Origin of the sequence: Candidatus Galacturonatibacter soehngenii, from assembly GCF_008830185.1 — a bacterium.
GTDB lineage: Bacteria > Bacillota > Clostridia > Lachnospirales > Lachnospiraceae > Lachnotalea > Lachnotalea soehngenii.
Genome location: NZ_WAGX01000004.1, coordinates 463,770 through 488,836, shown reverse-complemented (window position 1 = coordinate 488,836; position 25,067 = coordinate 463,770). Strand labels below are relative to the sequence as shown.

Here is a 25,067-nt window from a genome sequence, read left to right as displayed (position 1 = left end):
ATGGTACAGGCTATTTCTATTTTACCTTATGTTATGGTTACTTTACAAGTAGCTTTACCGCTCATACTTTTAACTGTTAAATATTCCATCCCAACACATATCTGGTATATTTTGTCCTTAATCATTTATCCTACATTCGTAATAATTATTTATATTTCCCAACTAATCGCCCGTGACAAATAATAGGGAATTTTTGTATTTGAATTCCCTTTTGCTGAATTAATCTGCATCTGCGTTAAAAATACACTTTCACTTAAGTCTGCATTACACAGATTCGCATCACGCATGTCGGCTCCCAAAAAAGAGGTTTGTTTTAAGCTACACCCTTCGAGATTTGCCGCAATCATCAAAGACATACTAAAATCTCTTTTGTCTAAATTCGCTTTGTGAAAGTTTTTACCAAAATAGTTTCCTTTGTTCGTTTGATTTGATTTTTGACCTGAAATCGCATTACATATTTGTTTTAAAACCGTGTTCACCCTATTTCTGTATTCATCTAGGTCTAACTTTAACATATCTATAATCGGTTGCTGTAACATTTGCTCATACTCTTTCATAAGCTTATCAATTCTTACGAGTAATGTCTCATCTGACGTTAATGTAGAAGCTTCTATTAGATACCAAGTCATTTGATGCAGCTGAAAAAGAATCAAAAAAATAGCAAAGATATTATCTTTTTCATTCGGATTCTCGTCCCATGTTACATCTTTAAAAAGTTGTGTTGTTTTCTGTCCTGCGCCAAAGCAATCATACGTAATACAACCTTTATAGTTCTTACTAATCAATTCAGAATGTATGTTACATCTATAATTGGATTCCAAATGCCTACAAGGTTTGCCTGCCTCTTTATCGGCTGGAAAACCATCTGTTTTTGAGCAATATAATGCAACGCAGCATAGTCCGCTGCAAGCTTCACAATCTATTTTAAGTTTATCTCTTATCTTTTCATATTTAATATTCATATTGTCAAATTCTTCTTTGTCTCCTATATGTCTTATCTTTTATATTTATTTTCAATCACTTTAATAGAGTGATCCTTTCTTCCTACAACAATTCTATCACACATATTTAAAAATAGTCCTACTTCTAAAACACCTGTTATATTCATCACGTGTTCCATAATGTCTTTCGTATTAAGAGGTGCCTTTAATTGTAAATCAACAATATAATTACCATTATCAGTAAGAAAGAATTCCTTATCTTTTTTTCTGATTCTAGGTAGATAAGAAGCTTTTTCTAATTGTTCTAATACATAACGATATCCATATGGTAATATTTCAATTGGCAAAGGGAAATTCCCTATTTCTTTTACTAACTTGCCATCATCCATGATCCAAATGACTTCTTTAGCATGCGAGGCAACAATCTTTTCACGAAACAAAGCGCCGCCTCCACCTTTGATTGCATTAAATTGATTGTCTATTTCATCTACCCCATCAATCGCTAAATCAATGGTTGGTACTTCATTGATATCAAAGGTTGGAATATGAAGCCTTAAGGCATGTTCTTCACTTTCCTTTGAAGTGGCAACTGCTTTTAACTTCATACCAGCTTTGACCAAAGCACCAACTTTTTCTATCATGTAGTATGAAGTAGAACCAGTTCCAAGTCCAATAACCATACCATCTTTTATATACTCAGCCGCCTTTTCTCCTGCTATTTTTTTGGAATTCATGTATCCTTTCCCTCCATGCAAAGCAAGTATTAAACGTTTGGACAAATGACTCACGAATTATGCCCTCAATATTTTCTGCATTGCTTTACCTTTTGCTAATTCATCAATTAATTTATCTAAGTATCGAATCTTTCGCATCATATCATCTTCGATTTCCTCTACGCGATATCCACAGATAACACCTTTAATCAAAACGGCCTTGGGATTCATGCAAGGCGCTTCGTTAAAAAACTGTTCCATGCTTACTTCATCTTTAATTTGCTGCTGTAATGAAACTTCATCATAGCCTGTTAACCAATATATAATTTCATCTACTTCTTGTTTCGTTTTTCCTTTTCTTTCTACTTTTTGTATATAAAGTGGATAAATGCTTGAAAAGGACATATTAAAAATACGTGGTTTCTCCATTTGAATTCCCTTTCTGTTCGTACTTATTTTTTGTATTTTTCCTATTCTTAGTTTATATCAAATACTTATGAAATACTACCTATTTATTATGTCTAATAAAAAATATCTGGTTTGCAAAGTAACGACTTCCTATCGTGGTATACATTATTAGCACATAGGAGTTTTCACATAATTACCCATTTATCAAAAAACGACAATAGAATGTTCATCCATTGTCGTTTAGTTAGAACTTACATATTAAATTATTCTTCAAATGTATAATAAGGATTGTAGGCAACCTCCCAGTAATACCCATCAGGATCTGAAAAATAAGCGTGATAACCTCCCCAGAAAACATCTTGAGGTTCTTTTTCGATTTTAGCCCCTGCTTTTATCGCTAAATCAATAATTTCGTGCACTTCTTCCTTGGTTCTAACATTGTAAGCAAGTGTTATTCCTGAAAACCCAGCATGAACGCTAGGTGGATTCTTATCGTCAATATCCTTGGCCAACAAGTCAAGCGGATAAAGCTCAAATTTGAGTCCTCCGTCTGTGTCAAAAAAGATGACTGGAGGATTATAAGCTGTCTCTTCTGTTTGAAATCCTAGTCCGTCTTTGTAAAAGCGAATAGACTTTTCCATATTTGTTACACCCAGACATATAATTGATATTCGATTCATTTGTTACCTCCTGTTATTTTATTTGTACAACATATTGTAAGCTAAGTAATACGTCAACAGTATGTCTTATTCCTCATATTGTTTTAAAATATTTTTTGCATGTTCCTTGATATGAGAAATCAACCAAGGAGGGTTTATTACCTTTACTTTATCTCCAAAGCTAAGTATCCATTGCACTAAATAATTCGGATTAGTAAAGCCTCTTTCAAAAAAAAGCTTACCTGTTTTTGATATGCTATAGCACATGGGCCCATATGCTTCAATAAGACGATATTTTACACTTTCATCAAACAGCGCAGATAATTGAATTTCTTCCTTTAAGAAAAAGTGTTCAAATTTTAGATTCTCATCTGTAATTTGTCGAGGTACAAAGAGAATTTTCATATTATGTAACTTTGATAATCGATTTAATTTGAATAATCTAAAACCATTACTCATTAGACAATACCCATACACGTACCAAGACGACCATTTAAAAACAATCAAATATGGTTCTATTTCTCGTTTTGTTTCGCCTTTGTCCGAGTAATATAAAAAAGCTATTTTTTCCTTCTCTTGAATTGCATGTTTTATTTCTTCAATCTTTTCCTTTAAACGATCTTGATTCCAAGAAGCCAAATCAATTAGAATTCTATCTTGGTCTACTAATAAGGAATCCTTTCCATGCGTAAATTTATCAATGAATGTTTGTCTATATTGTGTTTTCGAAACACTATCTATGCTCTTAATTCCTGTTAAGATTACTTGTAATTCTTTTTCTGTTAGTATTGTCTTATCTATTTTATAGCCATCGGCTATTGTAAGACCCCCTTGGTATCCTTGTGTGGAAATAATTGGAATACCAGCTTTGCAAAGAGTGTCAATATCTCGCTGAATCGTTCTGCTTGATACTTCAAATCGAATGGCCAATTGAGAAATGGTTATCTTATCGATTTGTAACAGTATGGTTAAGATTCCAATAAGCCGATCAATCTTCATTTAATCCCCTCATTTCCCCTAAAATTTCAATCATTTCTAACACATCCGCTTGTGCCATTGATAATGCAGTAATATATCGATCTGCGGCGCATACGATATCCTCTTCTTCACTTGGAGTATCTATCACCTCACGAATGTTACAATTCCCCTGATCTATTTTCTTTAGCATACGAAGAATGGACATGCGAGAATAATGTGCGTTTCGAAGCGTACGTATAATCTTTAGTCGATTCATTTCTTTATATCCATATACGCGGTATCCATTTTCCATGCGTGGTACCACCAACAATCCATTTCTCTCCCAATCTCTAAGAACATCTATCGTAATCCCTAATATTCTTGCTACCTCTGCTCGTTTGTGATATGCAATCGGGTTCGTTACTTCATTACTATTTTCTAACATATTTAAAACGATATGAATCGCTTCTTCTGCCTTTGTTTTTTCTTCCTCTAGATGCTTCGAATACATCTTTGTTGCTTTTAATGCAGCGTCTATCTCGTTTGTTGCAGATATTTTAACAATTTCAAAGACTTCCTGCCTTAGTTTATTACTAATTATTTCGGCACGAAAGGCTGTTCGAAGAAAACGAAGTTGTAAAAGATGATAATCGTTAAAAATACGATAACCATTGCTTTCTCTTGGTATCGGAGGTAATAATTGCATCTGTTCATAAAAACGTATTGTATTAGGATGAACCCCAATCATTCTTGCAATTTGTGTTGTTTTATAAAATGCCAAATGATAACCTCCTTTGTGAATAATAAAAACCATAATTATTATACCTTATTTTACGCACAATAAAAACCAGCAAAAACCAGTATACCATCAACAACAAGGGGTGGTGATTTACTGGAGGGTTTGTTAGGAGGTTGTCTTATGTTTTATTTTTTCTTTGTACATTTCTTCATCAGCAAGTTGAAACAGTACTTGGGAGTCGGTACCATTCATCGGAAAGCTAGCATAGCCAATTGATAAGCTGATTCGATTTGAAAAAAATTCTTTGATAGTATCTTGTAACTGTTCTTTGATAGGCGTTGCATCAATTGAATTCTTATCCGCTATTAATATAACAAACTCGTCTCCACCATATCGAGCTACAATTCCACTTGTTCCAATTTCTTGTTTAAGTAAATAAGCTACATCACAAAGAATCTTATCACCTTCTAGATGACCAAATGTATCATTTATTTTTTTAAAATCATTTACATCAATCATAAATAATAAAAACTGCTTTTTCTCTTTTGAAGTATCCTTTATATAATCCTCTAACACACTAAAAAAATACTGTCTGTTGTACAACCCTGTTAATTGATCTTGCTCTAGTAACTTAGCGCTGTAATCGTTTGTTTTTCCATAAATTAGTCCGATAAAGATTGCCAATGCAAACAAAAATAATAATCGAAACATGGCATAAAATGTCAAACCACCGTCAAATATAGCGATACCGAAATAACATGCCCCGATAAAAATAGTAACAATGAAAAGATTGATTACTTTATGAACAATTCCAAAAAAGACAATAATAAAAATATAAGAGAAATATAAAATACTATCAAACCCTCCCGTAATAGACAAACCATAAGAAAGCATGAGTGTTTCGCATAGCCCAATTATGATTGGATATTTCCATACGATTAGTATACGAAGCTTTGGAAAGGCTAATAATATCATTCCATAAATCAAGTAAACAACAATAAAACTAAAGTTCCAGTTTAAAGTGGTTTTTCTATAATGAATCATTAAAACCATTAGGATTACGGTCGTAATTAATCGAAACATTGGAATAATTGCATCATATATCTTAAAATGTGATTTCTGAACAAATGATGATTTATTTTTCATTTTATATTCCTCTTTCATCCATCATAATAAAATGCTTAAGACTCCAAATAGACCGAATCTATTTGGAGTCTTATCATTTTACTATACCACTATTCATAATTCAATAAAAACGAGGTGTTTTCATTTCAATTTAATGAAATCTTAAAACATTTCATAAATCATTTACGTGTATTCGTTACCCCCATACTTCCTCTGCAATTTCTTTTACAAGTGCAAGCTTTGCCCATTGTTCCTCTTGCGTCAACTTATTTCCTTCTTCGGTAGAAGCAAAACCACATTGTGGACTTAAGCATAAACGGTCAAGTGGAATGAAAGCATTGGCTTCCTGAATACGTTTCTTAATATATTCTTTGTCCTCTAGCTTAGGGGATTTGCTTGTCACAAGTCCTAATACTACTTTTTTATCTTTGCTTACATACTGAAGTGGTTCAAACCCACCTGAACGTTCATCATCAAATTCAAGATAAAACGCATTCACATTTTCTTTTGCAAATAGCTCTTTCGCAATAAGGTCATATCCGCCCTGACAAGCCCAGGTCGAATGGAAATTTCCTCTGCAAATATGCGTATTGATTACTAAGTCTTCTGGTTTTCCCTCAATCGCAAGATTGTTTACACGAATTAATTTCTCAACAAATTTCTCTAACCCATCCTCATCGGTTCCAAGTATCAAATAAGCATTTGGATCTACACATACACCCCAGGTGCAATCATCAAATTGAATGTTTCTGCACCCTGCTTCATATAAATCCTTAATTACCTTCTTATATCCATTTGCAATATCTTGAATCAAATCATCTTCATTTGGATAGATTTCTTCTGTCTTATCAATATTATCTGGTGTTATCATCTGAAAATAAAATTGTGCTGGTGCAGGTATGGTCTGGCGTGCTATCCTTTGCTCATCCTCGAACTGCTTCACAAATTGAAAGTGCTCAACAAAAGGATGTTTATTGATTGAAAGTTTACCTGTTAAAAATGTATCATCAATTAAGGCCGGCTCGCCGTGGAAAGGGATTCCATTTTTTGTTTTTTCATGACCGACTCCCTCAAATGCCCACATAAAATCCAAATGCCAAGAGCTTCTTCTAAATTCTCCATCTGTAATAACAGATAATCCTGCTTCTTTTTGCTTTTGTATCAGCTCAATAATAACCTTATCTTCTACTTCTTTTAACGCTTCTTTGCTTATTTTCCCTGCTATATAATCTTTTCTTGCTTGTTTTAACTTTTCTGGTCTTAAAAAACTTCCTACAATATCAAATCGAAATGGCGCATCTTTACTCATCTTATTCTCCTCTTTTCTTCTTTTTCTTTTTGTTAGATGTAGTATAAAATACTTTCAGTCATTTGAAAAATACGAAAAAAGAAGGGTTTGACATAGTTTAAATCTATATCAAGCCCTGATACATAAACGAAAGCACTCATTTCTTAATCCAGATAATCTGATACATGCAATTTTAAGGCCTCCATATATGCCTTTCCATAGCGACTTAACACCATATCTTTTTTTATAATCGTACCAATACGCATATGTTCTTCCACAAGTAGTGGCCTTGCAATGATATTTTCTCCATTTAGCTCCTTGCTGATAACGCCTGAACTAACCGTATAACCATCAAGTCCGACTGCAAGATTAAATAATGTTGCTCGATCTCTAACTTTAATATTTTTCTTTCTATCAAGCGTACTAAGGATTTCTTCTGAAAAATAAAAAGAATTATAATCCCCCTGTTCAAACGATAGATAAGGATACTCTTCTAATTGTTCCAAGCTTATGGCTTCTTGCTTTGCTAATGGATGTTTATAACTGATAAACACATGAGGCTTTGCAACAAAAAGCTCATGAAAGACTAAGCCTTTTTGCTTAATTAGTTTGCCGATTACTTCTTCATTTTTTGAAGAGGTATATAATATACCAACTTCACTTTTTAATCGACTTACATCTTCAATGATTTCGTTGGTCTGTGTTTCCCTTAACGTAAAATCATATTGGTTGCCCCCAAATGTCCGAATTACATCAACAAAGGCATTGACTGCAAAGGAATAATGTTGCGTCGATACCGAAAAAATAGGACTTTGCTTTTTCACATTCAAGAATTTTTCTTCTAATAGATTCGCCTGTTCTAGGACTTGCCTTGCGTATGCTAAAAATTCATCTCCTGCATTTGATACATTAATTCCTTTATTGGTTCGATTAAAAATCGTTATCTGCATTTCATTTTCCAGCTCTTTGATAGCGTTTGTTAAGCTAGGCTGCGATATAAATAAAGCTTTTGCTGCTTCACTAATGGTTCCTTTTTCAGCAACCATTACGACATATTTTAACTGTTGTAAGGTCATTGACTCATCTCCTGTCTGTTATAACATTTTGACCATTATAACAAATAACCTCCTCACCTGTCATTGAAAAGTGCGTAAATGAGATAATATATCCATTTAACAAAATACCGCTAAATTCCTATTCACTAAGGGGCATTTTTTTGGTATACTAATAAATAGTACTGACAATTTTGAGTATAGTTAATTTTTTAACACTTACTATATTTTTGATATTTAAAACGAGGTGATATTATGGCTGAAAAAATGCTTTGCAACGAACCATTACATGAAGAATGTGTAATGAAAGATCAATGTCTCAAACATAATATTTGTCCCATGGCAATTGCTCATGAATTAATATCTGGCAAATGGAAAATCTTGATTTTATGGTATCTTAGTTACCAAACACTAAGATTTAGCGATATTAAAAGGCGTACTCCGCAAATTACACAAAAAATGTTAACGACACAGCTTCGCAGTCTAGAAGAAGATGGACTAATTTGTCGTACCGTTTATCCTGTCATTCCACCAAAGGTCGAATATAGCTTAACCGAAATCGGACATAAAATAATACCTGTTCTTGAGGCTTTGCATTCATTTGGAGGAAATTATTTGAATGAGAAATTTAAAAATATTCCTATGGACGAAGAAAAAGATGATTAATAATACGGGGCTGTAAAAAACAGTCCTAGAAAAAGAGGTCATCTCGCCAACTGGCGAGATGACCTCTTTTTCTTTCGTTTATTATTTTTATTGCTACTACCAAATTTCTTAAAATCCTTCTTTTCATATAATTAACCCCTCCCTTTTAATTGACATATCTATAAAAGTCAATATAATAATAAATATAGCATAAAAGAGATTGGAGATTATATATGAAGTATAAACACATTGGTATTTTAGTTATATTTTTATTATTATTTTTTTCTGGTATATTACTAATTTTAAAAAGTGTTATGTGGAATTTAGGCAGTGAAGTAAGTATGAATTTAGCTGGTTCTATCATCTCTATTTTTTCAGGAATGGTTTTTATAATTGAATTTTTAAAGAAGAATTAGCAGCTCATTAATATTGATTAAGACAACGAAAAGATCTATGCACATTATTATTTAATTACTCAGTCAAGTGCAAAAAAACATTATTTTCATTATTATTTGATATCCATTTAATCTCGATACTGCCATATGGTTTTATGGAACACAATGTACATATTCCATATCCTTCTGCTCCCTTTTGAGTTATAGTCATCATCTTTTCCAAAAAATTCAACTCCAATTTTTCTTTCGAAAAAGATGCAAATTTTCCATTTTGAGAAAATTGATTCTTTACCTGAATTGTATCAAAATTCTCTGTTCCATGATAAAAAACATATCCATTCCATGTTAGCTTAGGGTCCTCTATGTTAATAATATAATATACGTCCCAATCTCCATAGTATCACACCATTGGACTCTTACACAATTATGTCTATCATTATATACGAAAATCATTTATAATAGTACTAGGATAAATTAAATTTTTTAAGGGGAAATATTTATGAAAAAGATACTTATCATTTTGCTTTTACTCATCATTTTTAGTGGTTGTGGTTCAAAGAATGGTTCAAAGATAGAGGGTTTAAGTTTATCTTCTTCACTTCAACCTGTTTTGCAAGTAAATAACCAGTCGTTTAAAGCTCCAAATGATTTATTATTTCACGACTACTCTAAGGGACTTTATTTAACTTCGAATTCCACTGTAACACTTCCAACTACATATTCTGATGAAGAGAATCAAACGATACTCCTTTATGCAATTAGGTTAGAAACTGGTGACAGCATTCGTTTGCAAAAAGATAATGATAATCCAACTATTACATTTACACCCAAAATTAATGGCTATTATCAATTTCAAGCTGTTTTGGAAGATGGAGTTTCCACTGATTTGACAGAACGTGTAGTAATTGAAACATACTATGAGATTGAAACTGGAGAAGGTCTCATTCCTTTGAATTAGAAAGAAAAGTCCAAGGCAATATATATGTTTATATTCCTCGGATTTCTTCCTTTAAATACCACGCTCTCCCCTATTCTCTCCTAACATTCTTTACATAATCCGTATAGCCATAATCCGTATACTTTTTAAAGCATTTTCCAAAATAATTAGGATCAGGAATGCCTACCATTTTGGCTGTCTTATACATAAGAACGCCTTCTTTGGCACATTCAATCGCCTTCTCCATACGTATTTTAGTAATATAATCAATCATACTAATCCCTGCTTCTGCTTTAAACATACGGCTTAAATAGCTTGGATTAAAGTTAAAATACTGTGCTATAGCAGTCAAATTCATCTGTGAGTTGTTGTAGTTTTCTTGAATATAATTTTTTATATTCATAATATGTGGATTACCCTGTTCCTCTTCTACATTATCTTTTTTGATATCAGGTATTGGACGTGCATCGAGTTCTTTTACCAAAGTTGCTAGATTCTCCTGAATATCGGCCTTTACAATTGGCTTTAGCATATAATCACTGATACCAATTCCAATACATTCTCTTGCGTATTCAAAGTCATTGTAAGCCGTTAGTATGATGATTTTTAATTTAGGATAACGTTTCATGGCTATTTTAGAAAATTCAATTCCATCCATAAAGGGCATTCGAATATCCACAAATACAATATCTGGCTGTATGTCATCAATGATATTAATAGCCTCTATCCCACTTTGTGCTTCTCCCGCAACATATGAGTTATACTCCTCCCATTTAATCACAACCTTTAAAAGATTGCGAATGGATTTTTCATCATCAATAATCATTACTTTATACATGATTTCCCCCTATAAGTGGAAGCTTTAAATCGATTTCATTATAAACCCCTTCTTCGCTTCGTATCTCATATACGTCTTCCACTCCGTAATAGTAACGAATACGTTTTATAATTCCTTTTAATCCAAAGCTTTTTGAATTATTTTCATTCATTAACTCTTCGATTTTAGTTGTATCCATACCAATCCCACTATCATACACCACAATATGTAAATGACTCTCCGTGCGATACGCGGTTATTTTAACAATTCCTTCTTCTCCCTTTAGTCGTATTCCGTGATACAAGCTGTTTTCCACCAATGGCTGTAAGATTAACTTTGGTACTTTGATTTGCAACAAAGCTTTATCAATATCATACATATCTTCAAATATATCACCATAGCGAAGCTTTTGAAGCTTACAATAATCTTTTACAATGGCAATCTCCTCTTCTAAGGTAATCTGCTTACTTCCTTTGCTTAAAAACTTTCGGTAAAAGCTACCAAGTGTTTCAATCGCATTATACACCTCTTCTTTTTCCTTTTCCAAAGAAAGATACGCAATGGTATCTAAGGTGTTATAAAGAAAGTGTGGCTTGATTTGCTCTTGTAAAATATCAATTTCAGCTCGGTGTGTCTGCTTTTCGTTCTCCACTAACTCATCAATCAAACGGTTTAGTTCAATTAACATCTTGTTATAACTATCTTTTAATTCACCAATCTCATCATTTGACGTTTTTAGGCTGGCTCTTCTAAGCCAGCCACTCTTCACACTTGACATCGACCATACCAATCTTTGAATTGGAGTAGTAATATAATGCGTAATAAATATCCCCAAAATAGAAAGACTTAAAAACGTTAAAAGAATTAGAATCAAAACAAATCCAAGAATATCCTTTGATATAAACTTTGTCAGTGATATGGATTCAATTCCTGCAATTCGAAGAGGTGTAGATGGTACATGGTAATAAGAAATCACCTTCTCTTTAAACATCCCCCCAACCGAAATTTGCTCATAATCTTCATGTGTAATCGGAGTTTCCTCTATCTCCTTTAATGCTTCTCCCTTGGAAAGCAGATGTCCCTCTTCATCATAATAAGCATAACTACGTCCATTGTCCAATACGTCTTGTAAGGTATTATTTAGAATTTCTTGGGATAAATTAATGATTAATATTCCAATTCTTTCTTGTGTATCAATATCATAAACAGCACGCATCATAGATATCATGGGGCGTCCATCATAATATTCAAAGGCACCTCCTCCATTGACTTTTATGATATATCCGCCCCTTTTTTCATTGATATCTGCAATCCATGCCGTATCCTTTAAATATTTTGGTTCAAAATATGTAATGCTGTTACTGGCATCCATATAATTCCCATCATCCCTGATTAAGTAAATCGAAGAAGCATCTTGTAAGTTTGTCATGATATTTCGAATCAGCATCAAAACCTGGGGAGCATAATTTTCTTTTTCCGTGACTGAACATTTTAAGAAATTACGAACATTACTATCTCCCATGATTAACTGACTCGTTTTACTTATATTGTTAAGCTCCCCATTCAAATTGCTACCGATAGAGACCATCGTATTTAAATTACTCGTCATCATATAGGCAAACATATTTTTTCGAATTACGAAAGCATACATGAGTAAAAATACGATGACATACAAGCTTATAATGATTAAAAATAAATATTTTACCTTTTGATTTAACTTTCTGCTTGATATCCATTGCTTAAAATCATGCCATTTCTTTTTCATTCCCCACATCCCCTTCATCTTCCCTTCCCCTTGAAATGATTTGATGTCATTTCTATTATATCAGATAGGGATGTATTGAAAAAGCTTTCTTATCCTTTTACCGCACCAGCAATCAAACTATCTTGTATTTTTTTACTCATAAAGATATAAATAAGTAACGTTGGAAAGGTTGCAATTACAAGTGCCGCTCCAATTGGCCCCCACTCTGTCGTATAAGAACCAGATAACGTTTGAATTCCTACAGAAAGAGTCCGATAATTGGAATCACTAATAAAAATAACTGCAAACATTAATTCATTCCAAGCCTGAAGAAAGGTAAAGATTGCTATCGTAGAAAAAGCAGGCTTCATAAGCGGCAATATAATCTGGAAAAAGATACGATATACACCACATCCATCCATACAAGCAGCCTCCTCTAATTCAACTGGAATATTTTCGATAAAGCTTTCACAAATCATGATTGCCATCGCAAGTGCAAAAGCAGTATACGGAATAATCAAGGCTTGATAGGAGTTAGTCATTCGCAAATTTCTTAGCATGATAAAAACGGGTAGTATTGCCGCATGTATCGGAACCGTAAGACCAAGCATGAAAATTTGATTCAAGGTCTTTCTACCCTTCCAGATAAGTCTTGTTAATGCGTAGGACGCCATGAGTGAAGCCATTAACGTAAGTGCAATGGTACACCCCGTAACAATAAAACTGTTAAAAAAATACTTTAACATATTTCCTGTTGTAAGTGCCGCTTCGTAATTTGACCACAACCACTCCCTTGGAAGCCCTATGATGTTTTCACCAAATATTTCTTTGTTACTTTTTAAAGAAAAGGTAAGCATAAAGTAGAGTGGAAAAAGGCTAATAAAAGTCCAAAACCCTAATACCAAATATGTAAAAATAGGTAGACGTCGTTTGCTATTTTTATGTTTCATTTAAAGTTCCTCCGTTTTAAAGAATTTTTTAATGACCAGAGCGAAAAAGAAGCATAAAAATATGATAAAAATGGCTATTGTACTTCCAAACCCATAACGGTTACGTCCAAATATCATATCCACCATCAAGGTACTTGGTACTTCGCTGGCATGAGAAGGCCCTCCATTTGTCAAAACATAGATTAAGTCAAATGCCTTTAACGAACCTGTTACCGCAAAAATAACGCAGATTCGAATAACTGGCTTAATCATAGGAATGATTACATAACGGTTCACCTTCCATAGGTTAGCTCCATCTATTTTAGCTGCTTCTTTTAATTCAGGAGGAACCGATTTGATTCCTGCATACATAAGAAGCATATGATAGCCAACATATTGCCAAAGAATAGGAATAAACACAGCAAGCAATACGGTTTTCTTATCACCAAGCCACGTTCTGGCATAAGAATCAAGTCCAAAAAAGTGTAATGTCATATTAATAATCCCGTATTCTGGATTGTATATTTTTAACCATAACTGACCAATTACAACGGTTGAAATCAATACCGGTATAAAAAACACAGCTACAAAAAATCCTTCACCCCGAATTCCCTTGGCCAATAACAAAGCAAGTACCAAGGAAATGGGAAGCTGAATTATGACAGACAATAAAGCAAGTAGCAAAGCATTTCCCAAGGTCTTCATAAATCCTGCCGATGGACTTGTGAATAAATTGATATAGTTCTTTAATCCGATAAAGGTTCCCTGCGTCATTCCATCCCAATCAAGTAAGCTATAATACCCCGACATAAAGATAGGTATCATGATAATCATCGTAAAAAGGAGAACGGAAGGCATTAAAAAGATACAGACTGCTCGTTTATTCTTTCTTACTTTTTCCATACTTAGTTCCCTAACTGACTTGCCATAGCCTTTGTAAAGTCTTCAGGAGTAAGATCTCCACTGTATAATTGTTGTAGTAAAGACAAATACTCTCCTGCATCATCTGCATCCATTAACGTATCAAACCAAATGGTAAAAGAAGTTGCCTTTGCTGCATAATCCGCAATTTTCTTGGAAAGGGCATTCACACTGCTATCATCATAATCTTTTTCCCACGCTGCAATTCCAGCGCCATCAAGATATCCATATTTAGAAATACTTCTAGCTAACTCAAAAGCAGCTTTTGCAGCCAAATCTTTATTTTCTGATCCTGCATTTACCATAAGTGTATCGACTGCACCACCCATAAAATCAGTTGCTTTCGCATTTTCAGAGCATACTGGAACAGAAACTGCATCAAAATCTTCTGGGTTATCTGCATTATCTTGAATACTTCCAGCTAAGAAACTACCACTAATAAACATAGGAACTTTTCCGCTATAGAAGGTAGCAGTTGCTTCATCATTAGAAAGACCTGCCGCACCATCACTGTATGCACCCATTTCAACTAACTGTCTGAATTTTGTCGCAGAATCTAAGAAGTCTGGATCATCATAGCTTTGTCCGTTTTTGGTTAGAGCTTTTGAAAGCTTATCTGGTCCCACGCTTTTTAAGGTAAGTGCGTCATGTGTCATTGCAAGCACCCAGGTATCTTTTGCACTAATTCCAATTGGTGTAATTCCTTTTTCTTTGAATGCGTTGCAAGCAGCAACCAAATCATCAAATGTTTCTGGAACCTTTACGTTATTTTCCTGAAACATCTTCTTGTTGTAAAATAAAACAGATACAGGTGTTGTAAAAGTAGTTCCGTAAAGTTTATCCTCATAAGTTGCGTAGGTCAAAGCAGCTTTTGGAAGCTGTGTTTGATAATCACCCGTATAATATTCATCCAAAGGAAGTACTTTACCTGATTCTACGAACGATTTAGAAAAGCCTCCACCCCAAGTATAGAAAATATCAGGTAATTCATTGGCAGCAACAGCAGATTTGATTTTTGTCTTATATGATTGATTCTCAAAAGTCTCCATTTTTATTTTAATGCCTGGATTTGCTGCTTCAAAGTCTGCGATTGCTTGTATGTAAGCATGATGAAAGGAATCACTTTCCGTAGCAATACTCCACAAGGTCAACGTCGTCTCCTTCGTTGCATCTCCTGTATCCACTGCTTTGTCCGTATTCTCCTTTACTTCTTCTTTCTTATCTGTCTCTGCTATGGTATCACTTGAAGATGGGCTACAACCAGCTAATAACGAGGCTGTAACAGTAAGACTTATTAGAGCATGTAACAATTTTTTTTTCATATAAATTTCCCCCAATTATTTTTTATATTCTGATTATAAAAAATAATTAGGGGAATAGGAACGTATATTTTTTACTTCCAATGTGGAATATTTTTACTATATCCTTTTTTTAGACATATTCTTCATTTTCATCCAAAAAAGATAAATCTGATTTTCCATTAATATTGGTCTGTTCATCCTCTTCCACAGGAATCACGATGCATTTTTTTCCATCAATTAATTGTGTTTTGATTTGACTGACCTTTTCTTCTTTTACCTTTAAAACAATATCAAATTCTTCTGCATTCGTTTTAACCGATTCTTGTAAACGCTCTTGCAGCACTTGAATTTGTTCTACTAACACCTTAGTAGCTTTGTTCTTCTCATTTTCGGCGAGAATTTTTTTATCAATTAAATGTTCTACAACAGGTGGTTCCTCAGCAAAATTTTCCTCATAGGATGCTTGGATTTTTTCTACAAGGTCTTCTGAAACACCACACTCTACTAATATTTCTTGCACGGAATTGCTTGTTAGAATAACAGGCTCTTCCGATTCTGGTGCTGTAGCTTCCTGCTCTTCTACAATCAGACTTAAGTTTTCTTGAATTTCACCAATTACCTGTGTTGTCTTCTCAGAGTCATTGATTACATTTTTGATGATATTATGAAATGTTTGTTTTTGTTCGGTTGCCGTAGCTTTTGGCGAGCACCCTAGTACAAATTCAATTAACTCTTTATGTGGTTCCAATGCATTCTTTGTATAAAACATTGCAGAATGTATATCGGTACTACGATCCGTAAACGCAGGGAAAATAAATCCAGTATCTGGAGCTCCTACCACCCAATCACGATTTCTCGGTCCAATTTTATTTACATCCTCTAAATACCCAAGTCCTGGCTTAGTTAGTGTCACTGGGCAAATGGCACATAGTATGTATTCATAGACTTCTTCTGACTCGTCCAACTTGTTATTATCACTGGTTTTAGTCATGACATCATAGGCATCATGATAAACTAAAATAAGATAATTACCAGCATAATCATAGTTGTCAATGATAAGCTGATAAAAGGTTTCAAGTAGTCCTTCGTTCTTTAATTTGCTTTCTCTAAGCCCCATAAGAAATTGCTGTTTTCCTCCTTGTTCCTCTTCCTCCATAGGAAAATTCACTTCAAGCAGATTGTTTCCCACTGTTCCTGATAATGCCTTTTTGGCAATTTCTAAGTATTTATAAAATTCATCCTCTTCTAAGTTTAAAAAGGTTTCATTAAAATTGACTACAATTTCCTTTGATGCATTCACATAACAACCACACATTTTAGTAAACGTACATCCTGTTTTCTTTAGTCTGTTTTTTAATTCTAGCACTTCTTTTTTATTCATCATCTACCTCCATTCCCCATATTTAAAATACTGGGGGCCAATTATTAATTATAAGGCAAAAATGGAAATAAATCAAAGTGAATTCCGAATCTTCTTGTCATTTTCCTTGACGAAGCTTATAATATATCATGATTATTGGTAGTTAGAAAAGCACCAATTATGCAATGATTAAAGTATCATTTATTTAGGAGACTTACATGATATACATTGATAAAACAAGTCCAATTCCACTTAATCGCCAAATCTATAACTGTATTGTCGATTCCATTCTTTCGAAGCATTATAAACCTTTTGAAAAGCTTCCTGCAACCAGAAAGCTTGCTTTAGAGTTATCTGTAAGCCGAAATACGGTTGTTTTGGCATATCAGAAATTGCTTTCAGACGGATACATATCCTCTTTGGTCGGAAGTGGATATACGATTAGTGACACTGCACCACTAGATTGGAAAGTGGAAAAAGAAAAAAACTCCCCTTCAACACTACAAAAGAAAACTAATGATTTTACCTATGAAAACATAGCGAATTACTTACAACGGACGAGGGGAATAGCCTGTGACCCTTCACAAATTATTATTACGTCTGGTCATCAATTTTCAATGGAAATAATAGCTACTTTATTCCAACATACTAGAAAAAGACTTGCCCTTGAAACTCCTGGATATGATGCTACCAGAAAGACATTTGAAAAATATAATTATACGTTCTTACCTGTTCCTGTTGAAAAAAACGGAGTAGATACAATATATTTGAAAACATTAAAAGCTAATCTATTATATCTGACACCATCTCATCAGACTGGCTCAGTACTTCCACTTCATAAACGACTACAAGTGATTCAATGGGCGCACGATAATGATAGTTATATCATAGAAGATGATTACGAAAGTGAGCTTCGATACTACACACCCCCAATACCTTCTATATGGTCTTTAGATTCATCAGGAAACACAATTTATGTTGGAACATTTTCAAAGGCATTACTACCCTCTTTAGTTGCTTATCTAGTATTACCGAAAAACCTACTCTCTCTTTTCCATCAATACAATGCGAACATTTGAATTTGAAAAGAAAAAACCAAGGCATGGGACATATGATAACAGACGATCAGCCAAGAAGCTATTTCTGGCTGATCGATTTTTACACGAAATGAACAGTTATGCTATCCAATTCCTTGTTGTTGTGTGGTTTTATCATTTTATGCTTGAAAGCTGATATGAAGGATCTCATCTTTTAATGTATCCTTGGTAATTTCTTCAATTACTGCAGAAATCATCTGTCCTTGCACTTCAATTTCTACTTTACTTTTCTCTCCTTTTTTTCTATGTAACCACTCAGCGTCCTTTTTTCTAATCTGAATGGTTAAGGTTTCTTTATATTGAGGTCCAGATACACAACCTGGTACCCATCCCTCTCTCCTTAATTTTTTAGCTTTAACATTACCATCTCTGATTTCTGTTTTAATTAATTCCATTTTTTCCTCCTATTTAAGTAAATATTTATATAAAAAGCATGAAGCTTTTATATCATGATTCATTATTTAATCGATTGACAAAACAAAAGTATTCATAGAATTCCTTCATTTTTTCTTTTCTCTTACTGTGAGAAATTTTTTGCTGCATATCTTTTAAAATAGTCTGCATTTGTGTTATTGTAATCAACTTCATTTCTGATCTGCCCCATTTCAATGGTTCTGATTCTTCAAAGTAATCCCAATATGGCAGCCTTTCTCTCTCTTTTAATTCCATTCGAAAATAGTCATGGCTTCGAATGATACCATCCATGCAAGAACTAGCATCAAAATCATCCTCAACCATAAATGCACCTATGATTTTCCTGTTTTTCTCAGGCTCTCCCATCCGACGTAAGGTAATCAAACAGGCAGAATTCAAATCCAGTTTAGTTGGAATTTTAGGCTCTCCTTTTGACTTACCACTTAAATATTGTCCTGTATAAACACTCCAACGCTCAAAAACCTGTTCTTGATTATTTGGGCTAAGCCCAAAAGCTGCCTGAGAATACTGTCTGATTTTTAAATTTTGTATACGTTGCTGTTTCTCTTGTTCTTTTCGTTCTTTTTCTCGCCTTTTTTCTTCCCTTGATAGTTTCCCATCTAAGATTTGATCGATTTTTTCTTGTGTTTTCTCGTCTTTTAGGATAAGAAACTTTAAAAAGGCATCTGGATAGAGAAATTTCTTCTCACCATGAGGAAATAAAATTGTAATATATTTTTCGCTGGATTCTTTTACAATACCTTTCCCGAATTTAACATGGGAAATTGCCTTTCCTTCTAATTTCATCTTACTCTCCTTCTTGTCCTATCCTCTATGTTAAAAAAGAAGGGCTTTCAGCTGTGCACATGGCACGTTACCAAAAGCCCTTCTTATGGATAAGACGGTTCTTTGTTTGTTCAATTACCTTTATTATAACACAAAGAAATAAATAAGCAACCCTGATTTGACTGTTATATTTGTCCATAAGTGATTATATTCTGTCTTTCCTGAATGCCTAGCGAAGAAATTTGAAATAATATCACTCCATTTTCTTTAAAATAATATTTCTCAATAATATTTCCAAAATAATCTTTTATTTCTCCCGCCAGTTCACCCTTACACACTTTTTCACCAGCTCTTTTTGCTGGATACCAACAACCAGCTACAGATGAATATATTTCTAGAATCTGCTTGGTACGCTTTGGCTTATACTCAATTTCTTGGATACTATCCTCTAATATCCCAAGAAATCGCATTACATTTTTAATGTCCTCCTTATATAAGACCACATCGTCCTTTGTCCAAATTCCTCCACAGCCACGTTCAATTAGAATCGAAGGAATCTTACAAGCACCAGCGTAATTATAAGAACCTTCACCTCCTACTTTTGAGCCTACTTTATAATTAACATTCACTCGGTTAGCCATTTCTTTTGCTTTCTGACTAATCTCTGGTGTTGTAACGGTCACATAGTAGACATAAGGTGTCAAATCCTCTTGTATATTACCTCCATGCATATCGATATAATAATCCGCCTGTGAATGTAAATTTGTAACAATATAATCTGCTATCTGTTCTGAGGCGCTTCCATCTCTATTTCCTGGAAAGACTCTATTAAGATTCTTATTATCTTTCGGTACACAAGAATTAAGCTGTCCAGCCTCAAATCCTGTTCGATTAACAGGGTGAACCAAGATAACTCTACCTTTGATTTGGTCTGGCTTAAGCTCCTGCGCCAATTCAATGGCAGTTTCAATACCAGTATATTCTGTACAATGTATCCCACTTGTAATTAAGAGAGTCTTTCCTTTCTCTTTTCCTTCAATTAATGTAACAGGCAGACGTTCAATCCCATTTATTTCTAGAAAGAACTCTTTTTTTTCTCCTGTCTTTGTATGTAATAAATTTTCAATCATTTCAAATCTCCAGTTTTCTTTTTATTCTTCTCCACTGTGTTATCAGAAAAGTTGCATTTAACATTGCACAGATCCCCCATGTAATAGGATAAACCATTGCAATTTTATTTAATTGTTTATAATTAGCAGCCCATAGGCTAACAATTGCAATTCGAAGGAATCCTAAACTAACGATACTATTAATCATAGGAATCAAAGAATTACCTAACCCTCTTACTGTGTTCCCCGTGATATCAAGAATGGCATATATAAAATAAAATGGGAAACAGATAAAAATTAATGTTTTTCCAAACGCAATAATGTTTTTATCTTTAATCAGTATCCAAAAAATCTCTTCTCCAATTAAAAGTGTTCCAAACGACAATACTAAAGTAGTAAAAACAGCAAAGCAAAGGCTAAAAAGAACACCTTTTTTTATCCTTTCATATTGTTTTGCACCTACATTCTGACTTACAAAAATTAATACGGTGTTGCCTATAGCAAGAATTGGAAGATAAATCATGGTTTCAATTTTAAAATAAGCTGCAAAAGCAGCAACCTGATAGATTCCAAGCTGATTCACAAAATATTGCATAACTAGATTAGAAAAAGTGAGAAACACAGCCTGTATTCCTGCTGGTAATCCAATTTTTAGCATCTTTAACATGAAATTTCTTTCTTTTTTTCTACTTATTTTCACTTTCACATAAGATAGTTGGAGTTTTTTCCTGATGTAATATACAAACATTACTCTAGTAAAGATTGCAGCAATCCATTGAGATATCACCGTAGCTAGGGAAGCTCCTAGAATTCCCCATTCCATAACTAAGATAAATATATAATCTAATATTGCATTAATCACTCCTGCAAGAAGCAAACTATAAACTGGTCGTTTTGCCTCATTGGAGGCTTTCATAAGAGCAAAATCAGTTTGAAAAAGAAGCATAGGCATTAATCCAAATAAATACGTTTTTGCATATAGTAAGGCATCATCTAATATCTCATTTGGCGTTTTAAATAAAATTAATAGAGATTTCATATTCATCCAGCCTAATAACATAATGAAAACGCCAAAGATAACACTCATTTTTCTTGCTGTTTTACCAACCTCAATATACTCTTTCCATCTTTTACTACCAAAGAAACGAGCAGCTAAAATTCCTGCCCCTGTTGTAAGCCCTGTAAAAAGTCCAATCATACAGGTTATTAAAACTCCACTTGCTCCAACTGCTGCTGCTGCATTTTTTCCAACATAGTTTCCAATAAAGTACATATCAACCGTACTAAACATTTGTTGCATGATACTATTAAGCAACATAGGAATTGCAAATAGAAGAAATCCCTTAACCATACCACCTTCTGTCAATGAGGCATGTTTCATTTTTCGTTACTCCTAATATCTACAATGGAATAAAGCAAGCTTTTTGCATAGTCATGCTCCACTCTCGCCAAATCTGTTACTTTTTTTTCTTCAACAACACGTCCTTGATACAAAAACAAGACTCGATCACAAAAATAAGTAACAGAAGTAAGATCATGTGTAATAAAAACATAGGTAAGATTAAATTGCTTTTTTATTTTAAGTAATAAATCCATGATTTGTACCTGTGTATGCGCATCCAATGAACTGATTGCTTCATCAAATAAAATAGTCTTTGGTTGCAAGGCGACAGCACGAGCGATACAAACTCTTTGTAACTGCCCACCACTTAACTCATGGGGATAACGAGTCACAAAGTCTTTTGGTAATCCAACAAGCTCTAGTAGATGCTGTACCTCTTCTTCTTTTTCTATCTTTATGCCTTGTGTTCTTTCCCTTACAGATAGTGACTCTTTTATAATCTGGCTAACTGTGAATCTTGGGTTGGCTGAGGTTGTATAATCTTGAAACACAATACTAATTGGACCTGTAACATTTATAGTACCACTATCAGGCTTTAATAAGCCACATATTATCCGCCCAAGTGTACTTTTTCCACTCCCGCTTTCTCCCAATAATCCGATACATTCTCCTTGATTTACATGCATGGATACGTCAAATAACACTTGCTTTTTTTCTTTCCCAAATAACTTCGTTGTATTTTCTTTTCGAAACCCTACATTGATTTTATCGAGTGTAATCATCTTTGTATCCTTTCTGCAAAATAGCATTGTACTTTTCTAGTACCATCCTCTTACTGCTTACAAGTTGTTTCGTATAAGAATCTTTTGCATGAAGCATGATATGATTTAAATCACCTTGCTCTGCAATTTTGCCTTGATTCATTACAATTATTCTGTCTGCAATTTGAGAAACCACACTCAAATCGTGAGAAATAAAAATCATAGCTGTTTTTCTTTTTTTTATTTCTTCAAACTCTTTCATAATCTCATATTGAGTAATTGCATCAATTGCAGTAGTTGGTTCATCTGCGACAATCAAATCAGGTTCCATGGATAAAGCCAATCCAATTGTAATTCTTTGCAACATTCCTCCACTTAACTGATGGGGATATTTTTTTAATATTTCTTCTGGATCTTTTAACTGCATTCGAGCAAGCATATCCATTGCTTTATCTTTCATTTCGTGTTTCGATAAACGTATATGCGACATCCAGGTTTCCTTTATTTGTTTTTCCATTGTATAAAGAGGATCAAAGCAAGTCATAGGATTTTGCAATATCATAGTTATTTTATTTCCACGATATTGTCTTAATTTTTCGTTTGTTTGTGAAAGCAAATCGACTCCGAAAAACATTGCCTTGCCATTTATAATAAAATTTGAATTTAATAACCCTAAAATGGCTTTTACACTCATGCTTTTCCCACTACCACTTTCACCTAAAATACCAAGGCACTCTCCTTCATAAAGCTCAAAACTAATATCATGAATGATTTTTTGTGTTTGTTTATTTGTATTTCTTAAATCAACGGTAAGGTTTTTTATTTCCAGTATTTTTTTCTCACTCATAGGTTTTTCTCCTTTGGATCCAATGCATCACGAAGTGCATCACCAAGAAAATTAAAGGCAGCGACCAAAATAACAATAGCCACACCAGGTGCAATCATTTGATTGGGATTTGTCGTCAATACGTTTTTTGCCTCACTAAGCATAGCACCCCATTCTGGCGTTGGAGCTTGCACACCTAATCCCAAAAAAGACAAGGTGGAGATATTAAGAATGGCCCATCCAATATCTAGGGTTGCTAAAACTGCCATTTCTGAAGAAATACTTGGTAATAGATGACGAAACAAGATAAAGCTTTCTTTGTTACCAATGCATCTGGAATACAATACATAGTTGGTATCTTTATACTTCATAACGTTAGTCCGTATCATTCTTGCATACCATGCCCATTTGATAAACACATTTGCTAAAATAACATTTCTAACATCTACACCAAGCAACGCTACCACTGCAAACACCATGATTTGGCTAGGAAATGATAACATAACATCAACCATACGCATTATAATTTCATCAATAATTCCTGTAAAATAACCAGCCAATAGTCCCATGACTGTTCCTATCGAAATCGTTCCAATCATAGTAAGCAAGGACAAAAAAAGCGTAGGGCGAATCCCATATATCATGCGAGATAAAATACATCGACCCAGATTATCAGTTCCAAGGGGATATTCTAGGGAATAAGGCGCATATTTATCTAAAATATTAATTTTATATGAATCATGCGGTGCAAAGAATGGAGCAAAAATACCTATTATTGTCGTCATTAAAATAATGCCAATCATAACCATTGCCATTTTATTTTTATAAAGTCGTCTCCACATTTATTTGTCACCTCTCAGTCTTGGGTCTGTAACATAAGAAATAATATCAAATATTAAATTAAATACAACGAATAAAGTTCCAATTAATAGTACATAGGTCTGTATCACTGGATAATCTCGATTAAAAATTGATTCGATACAAAGCTTGCCAAGTCCTGGCCAAGCAAACACATTCTCTACAACAATTGTCCCTGAAATTAATTGTGGAATACTCATGCCAATTGCCACAATACAAGTATGTAAGGAATTTTTTAAAATATGTCGAATTAGAATATTCGTTTGTTTTAAGCCACGCACATTGGCATAAAGTACATAATCTTCTTTCATATTTTCTAACATATTATTTCTTATCAACCGAATGTAAGTTGAAATATAGGTTAGGGAAACTGTGATTGCTGGTAATATAATATGCTTCATACTTCCACTCCCGCTTGTTGGCAGTAAGTCTAAGTATATACTTACAAACCAAATTAGCAACAATCCAATCCAATAAGCTGGCATAGCGGTAGTCATAAAAACGATTGCTCGAACAATTTTATCAAACCAGCTGTTTTGAAATACCGCACACAAAAATCCAATCGGCAAACTGAGTAAAATAACAAAAATTAATGATACCATTGCTAACTGAACCGTTGCTGGAAGACAACGACTTATTTCACCAAGAACCGTTCTAGAAGGATTCGTATAACTGACTCCAAAATTAAAAGAAAGGCAATTCATAAGCCATCTTCCATAACGAACAAGATAAGGAGCATTTAATCCAAGTTCTTCTCTCACCTCTTCAATTGCCTGTTCTGTAATAACAGGCGTTTGTCTTACACGTAGTGCAACCTCAGCAGGATCTGAAGGAATCAGATTAATAAATACAAAACATAAAAAAGAAATACAAAACAGTAAAGGAATCGCACTTCCAATTCTTTTCAAAATATAAGTTTTCATCTAATTTATTCCCTTCTAAC

The 25,067-nt window shown here is 33.8% G+C and carries 27 protein-coding genes; 4 read left to right on the top strand and 23 right to left on the bottom strand.

Annotation, left to right across the window (positions count from 1 at the left end; translation table 11 throughout):
• Positions 1-149: 149 nt before the first annotated feature.
• The 9 genes from F7O84_RS04805 to F7O84_RS04765 form a co-directional block, all read right to left on the bottom strand.
• Entirely contained in the window at positions 150-962 is an 813-nt protein-coding gene (locus tag F7O84_RS04805) for a pentapeptide repeat-containing protein (RefSeq protein WP_151142492.1), read from the bottom strand.
• A 32-nt stretch (positions 963-994) separates the two neighbouring features.
• The gene (gene rpiA, locus F7O84_RS04800) at positions 995-1,675 is read right to left on the bottom strand and encodes a ribose-5-phosphate isomerase RpiA (protein ID WP_151142490.1); all 681 of its coding nucleotides are present in this window, start codon (positions 1,673-1,675) and stop codon (positions 995-997) included.
• A 57-nt stretch (positions 1,676-1,732) separates the two neighbouring features.
• Entirely contained in the window at positions 1,733-2,083 is a 351-nt protein-coding gene (locus tag F7O84_RS04795; protein WP_151142488.1) for a DUF2200 domain-containing protein, read from the bottom strand.
• A 242-nt stretch (positions 2,084-2,325) separates the two neighbouring features.
• Positions 2,326-2,742 carry a VOC family protein gene (locus F7O84_RS04790; RefSeq protein WP_151142486.1) on the bottom strand — a complete coding sequence of 139 codons (417 nt, stop codon included), beginning with the start codon at positions 2,740-2,742 and terminating at the stop codon, positions 2,326-2,328.
• A gap of 66 nt (positions 2,743-2,808) precedes the next feature.
• The gene (locus tag F7O84_RS04785; RefSeq protein ID WP_151142484.1) at positions 2,809-3,720 is read right to left on the bottom strand and encodes a helix-turn-helix transcriptional regulator; all 912 of its coding nucleotides are present in this window, start codon (positions 3,718-3,720) and stop codon (positions 2,809-2,811) included.
• The gene (locus F7O84_RS04780) at positions 3,710-4,459 is read right to left on the bottom strand and encodes a MerR family transcriptional regulator (RefSeq protein ID WP_192451659.1); all 750 of its coding nucleotides are present in this window, start codon (positions 4,457-4,459) and stop codon (positions 3,710-3,712) included. The genes F7O84_RS04785 and F7O84_RS04780 overlap by 11 nt, the downstream gene beginning before the upstream one ends.
• Before the next feature lie 123 nt (positions 4,460-4,582).
• The gene (locus F7O84_RS04775) at positions 4,583-5,563 is read right to left on the bottom strand and encodes a GGDEF domain-containing protein (RefSeq protein WP_192451658.1); all 981 of its coding nucleotides are present in this window, start codon (positions 5,561-5,563) and stop codon (positions 4,583-4,585) included.
• A gap of 175 nt (positions 5,564-5,738) precedes the next feature.
• Positions 5,739-6,851, bottom strand: coding sequence for a 5-methyltetrahydropteroyltriglutamate--homocysteine S-methyltransferase (locus F7O84_RS04770; protein WP_151142478.1), 1,113 nt, complete (start codon positions 6,849-6,851; stop codon positions 5,739-5,741).
• Between the two features lie 143 nt (positions 6,852-6,994).
• Positions 6,995-7,906, bottom strand: coding sequence for a LysR family transcriptional regulator (locus F7O84_RS04765; RefSeq protein WP_151142476.1), 912 nt, complete (start codon positions 7,904-7,906; stop codon positions 6,995-6,997).
• A 279-nt stretch (positions 7,907-8,185) separates the two neighbouring features.
• Between F7O84_RS04765 and F7O84_RS04760 the strand changes: the two genes are divergently transcribed.
• From F7O84_RS04760 to F7O84_RS04750, 3 genes are all read left to right on the top strand, one after another.
• A complete protein-coding gene (locus tag F7O84_RS04760) occupies positions 8,186-8,548 on the top strand; it encodes a winged helix-turn-helix transcriptional regulator (protein WP_151143698.1) in 363 nt (120 codons plus the stop codon).
• A 212-nt stretch (positions 8,549-8,760) separates the two neighbouring features.
• Positions 8,761-8,943 (top strand): hypothetical protein, encoded by a 183-nt coding sequence (locus F7O84_RS04755; RefSeq protein WP_151142473.1) that lies wholly within the window; start codon positions 8,761-8,763, stop codon positions 8,941-8,943.
• A 478-nt stretch (positions 8,944-9,421) separates the two neighbouring features.
• Positions 9,422-9,880 (top strand): hypothetical protein, encoded by a 459-nt coding sequence (locus F7O84_RS04750; RefSeq protein ID WP_151142471.1) that lies wholly within the window; start codon positions 9,422-9,424, stop codon positions 9,878-9,880.
• Positions 9,881-9,950: 70 nt separating this feature from the next.
• Here the strand turns inward: F7O84_RS04750 and F7O84_RS04745 are convergent, their stop codons facing one another.
• The 6 genes from F7O84_RS04745 to F7O84_RS04720 form a co-directional block, all read right to left on the bottom strand.
• Positions 9,951-10,697 carry a response regulator transcription factor gene (locus tag F7O84_RS04745; protein WP_151142468.1) on the bottom strand — a complete coding sequence of 249 codons (747 nt, stop codon included), beginning with the start codon at positions 10,695-10,697 and terminating at the stop codon, positions 9,951-9,953.
• Positions 10,690-12,441, bottom strand: a complete 1,752-nt coding sequence (locus F7O84_RS04740) for a sensor histidine kinase (RefSeq protein WP_192451657.1) — start codon at positions 12,439-12,441, stop codon at positions 10,690-10,692. Before F7O84_RS04740 ends, F7O84_RS04745 begins: the two co-directional genes overlap by 8 nt.
• Before the next feature lie 89 nt (positions 12,442-12,530).
• Complete coding sequence (locus tag F7O84_RS04735) at positions 12,531-13,370, bottom strand: carbohydrate ABC transporter permease (RefSeq protein ID WP_151142464.1); 840 nt, start codon at positions 13,368-13,370, stop codon at positions 12,531-12,533.
• Entirely contained in the window at positions 13,371-14,252 is an 882-nt protein-coding gene (locus tag F7O84_RS04730; protein ID WP_151142462.1) for a carbohydrate ABC transporter permease, read from the bottom strand. It lies immediately after the preceding gene.
• A gap of 2 nt (positions 14,253-14,254) precedes the next feature.
• A complete protein-coding gene (locus F7O84_RS04725; RefSeq protein WP_151142460.1) occupies positions 14,255-15,592 on the bottom strand; it encodes an extracellular solute-binding protein in 1,338 nt (445 codons plus the stop codon).
• Positions 15,593-15,701: 109 nt separating this feature from the next.
• Positions 15,702-16,952 (bottom strand): DUF4317 domain-containing protein, encoded by a 1,251-nt coding sequence (locus F7O84_RS04720; protein ID WP_151142458.1) that lies wholly within the window; start codon positions 16,950-16,952, stop codon positions 15,702-15,704.
• 197 nt (positions 16,953-17,149) lie between these two features.
• Between F7O84_RS04720 and F7O84_RS04715 the strand changes: the two genes are divergently transcribed.
• A complete protein-coding gene (locus F7O84_RS04715; protein ID WP_151142456.1) occupies positions 17,150-18,010 on the top strand; it encodes an aminotransferase-like domain-containing protein in 861 nt (286 codons plus the stop codon).
• A 137-nt stretch (positions 18,011-18,147) separates the two neighbouring features.
• On the opposite strand, the gene F7O84_RS04710 is transcribed toward F7O84_RS04715, so the two are convergent.
• The 8 genes from F7O84_RS04710 to opp1B form a co-directional block, all read right to left on the bottom strand.
• On the bottom strand, positions 18,148-18,423 hold the full coding sequence (locus F7O84_RS04710) for a hypothetical protein (RefSeq protein ID WP_151142454.1): 276 nt from the start codon (positions 18,421-18,423) through the stop codon (positions 18,148-18,150).
• Positions 18,424-18,475: 52 nt separating this feature from the next.
• The gene (locus tag F7O84_RS04705) at positions 18,476-19,249 is read right to left on the bottom strand and encodes a hypothetical protein (protein WP_151142452.1); all 774 of its coding nucleotides are present in this window, start codon (positions 19,247-19,249) and stop codon (positions 18,476-18,478) included.
• Positions 19,250-19,413: 164 nt separating this feature from the next.
• Positions 19,414-20,358: a M14 family metallopeptidase gene (locus tag F7O84_RS04700; RefSeq protein WP_151142450.1), complete on the bottom strand. Its 945-nt coding sequence runs from the start codon at positions 20,356-20,358 to the stop codon at positions 19,414-19,416.
• A gap of 1 nt (position 20,359) precedes the next feature.
• Positions 20,360-21,718: an MATE family efflux transporter gene (locus tag F7O84_RS04695; RefSeq protein WP_151142448.1), complete on the bottom strand. Its 1,359-nt coding sequence runs from the start codon at positions 21,716-21,718 to the stop codon at positions 20,360-20,362.
• Positions 21,715-22,461, bottom strand: a complete 747-nt coding sequence (locus tag F7O84_RS04690) for an ABC transporter ATP-binding protein (protein WP_151142446.1) — start codon at positions 22,459-22,461, stop codon at positions 21,715-21,717. The genes F7O84_RS04695 and F7O84_RS04690 overlap by 4 nt, the downstream gene beginning before the upstream one ends.
• Positions 22,445-23,287 (bottom strand): ABC transporter ATP-binding protein, encoded by an 843-nt coding sequence (locus tag F7O84_RS04685; RefSeq protein WP_151142443.1) that lies wholly within the window; start codon positions 23,285-23,287, stop codon positions 22,445-22,447. The genes F7O84_RS04690 and F7O84_RS04685 overlap by 17 nt, the downstream gene beginning before the upstream one ends.
• Positions 23,284-24,108 carry a nickel/cobalt ABC transporter permease gene (gene opp1C, locus F7O84_RS04680; protein WP_151142441.1) on the bottom strand — a complete coding sequence of 275 codons (825 nt, stop codon included), beginning with the start codon at positions 24,106-24,108 and terminating at the stop codon, positions 23,284-23,286. Before opp1C ends, F7O84_RS04685 begins: the two co-directional genes overlap by 4 nt.
• The gene (gene opp1B / locus F7O84_RS04675) at positions 24,109-25,047 is read right to left on the bottom strand and encodes a nickel/cobalt ABC transporter permease (RefSeq protein WP_151142439.1); all 939 of its coding nucleotides are present in this window, start codon (positions 25,045-25,047) and stop codon (positions 24,109-24,111) included.
• Positions 25,048-25,067 lie beyond the last annotated feature (20 nt).